This window comes from Staphylococcus sp. GDY8P94P (genome assembly GCF_017892255.1).
Classification (GTDB): domain Bacteria; phylum Bacillota; class Bacilli; order Staphylococcales; family Staphylococcaceae; genus Staphylococcus; species Staphylococcus cohnii.
Genome location: NZ_JAESKU010000017.1, coordinates 782 through 2,714, shown reverse-complemented (window position 1 = coordinate 2,714; position 1,933 = coordinate 782). Strand labels below are relative to the sequence as shown.

The 1,933-nt window shown below is 34.6% G+C and carries 2 protein-coding genes; both read right to left on the bottom strand.

Annotated features, from left to right (window positions below; genetic code table 11):
* Positions 1 to 208: 208 nt before the first annotated feature.
* Positions 209 to 1,072 (bottom strand): aminoglycoside nucleotidyltransferase ANT(6)-Ia, encoded by an 864-nt coding sequence (locus KA926_RS11770; protein ID WP_002294505.1) that lies wholly within the window; start codon positions 1,070 to 1,072, stop codon positions 209 to 211.
* A 32-nt stretch (positions 1,073 to 1,104) separates the two neighbouring features.
* Positions 1,105 to 1,839 carry a class I SAM-dependent methyltransferase gene (locus tag KA926_RS11765; protein ID WP_000662263.1) on the bottom strand — a complete coding sequence of 245 codons (735 nt, stop codon included), beginning with the start codon at positions 1,837 to 1,839 and terminating at the stop codon, positions 1,105 to 1,107.
* Positions 1,840 to 1,933 lie beyond the last annotated feature (94 nt).

The following is a 1,933-nucleotide window of genomic DNA, read 5'->3' as shown; positions in this document are numbered from 1 at the left end:
GTACTGACATCAAGGTATTATTGGGAATCCCAGCTTAAATCATAGATACCGTAAGGGATTTTATTCTTTATTTAAAACTTTGCAACAGACCCGTAAATCATATTTTCCAATTGAGTTACGAGGTAATATACCTCTAATTTCATTTATAACATCAGTACTTTCCATACATTTACACCCCTTGCTTATGGTTAATAATCTTTGCTAATCTTTAAAAATAGTCATTTTCAACATATTTTTTATACATGTCCTCGGTATATCTTGTTATGTTCTTACCATACTCTGGATAATCAAACCCCAGTAGTTCTGCTACCTCTTTGGACACTTCCCTGAACAATTGGTGGCATATAAATAATGACTTCCAAATATTTTCATAGGAATCCATGCGATATGTAGATAATAATCTATTCCATAGATCTTCATCAATGTATTTGTTAATATACTTATAATTTTTCCCAACACTTAATGAAAATTCTGTCTTTATCCCAACCTTCCACGACATCATCCTAAGTAGTTCAAACCGTAGAATCTGGTTCAGATGATCGATTGCAAACAGTATCTCTTTGCGGCACAATCCTTTAATAACATAAGGTGTTACATTCCAAAATTCATTGCAGCAATCATCATACTCCCTTGCGCTTGGCTTTCTTACATGATAATCTATATCAGTCGGAACTATGTCCCTTTTAATTCTACAATCTTTATCAATTAGAACCTTTATTAATTTATCGCCCTTTAGGTAATTATCTAACTCTTCCAAGGGCAATAAGGTAAGATCAATTTTATTGTAATCATCAAATAGCATAAGATAGGAAAATCCCTTTTCTTCAGGTGGGAATAATTCCATATCCTCCGGCTTTTGCATCATTATTATATTCCCAAATTGATTAAGCCAGTCATCATTAGATATAAACGGTTCTATATCACTTACAAAATATGTAATATCATAATCCTGAAATTCATCTTTAGGTATATTAATATTTGCGCGTGACCCCTCAAGGGTCACAATTCGAATACGTTCATCCTGTTCTGCTAAAGAAAGTACTAAATCCATCATTTCTTTTTCTGATCTCATTTACATACTCCTCGTTTATTTTTTCTATATTATTACATCTTCTTTTTTGCCGATACAATCAGCATCATTGGGCGTCGCATTTCATCCGCCATCCCCGGAATATCCATCATGTTCTCTGGCGGCTGTGGCTCCACAATCTGATTTATTATAAAACTATTTGAAAGCAGTGTATTTAGATATGTGGTCAGTGTTCTATGATATTTTGTAACCTTTTCTTCCAAAAACATAGCTGTCCGTTTGCCCTCATAATAATAATTGTCCACCGGGAAATGCAGTATTTCTCCTTTTTCGTTATAATACCAGTCTTGTGTTCCATGAGCAGTAAAAACAGGATGTTCAACTGTAAAAACTAAATTGCCACCAGCCTTCAGCATCCTATATATCTTTTTTATTAAATTCTCATAGTCTGCTACATAATGAAACGCAAGCGAACTTAGTATTACATCAAAGCTCTCCTCTGGGAAATCCACATCTTCTATGGCACAGCATTCATATTCAATCTGTGGAAAATGGGTTTTTCCTTTTGCTACTTCGAGCATTTTATGAGAAATATCAACACCTACTACAGAGGAAGCACCGTTTTCCATCGCATATATACAGTGCCATCCATAGCCGCATCCTAAATCAAGCACACGCTTACCCTTAAAATCAGGTAGCATCTTTTTCAAAGTCTCCCATTCTCCCGCACCAGCCAGTCCTTTCTGCGAGCGACTCATTTGACTGTATTTTTGAAAAAATATATTATCATCATATTTGTTTTCTTTCATCTGAACTCTCCTCGTTTAAAAAGTTATTTATCTCCGATACAATTTCATTCACTTCTTTATAAAGTTTCTCGGTCATATCGTAGCATTCAAAAAG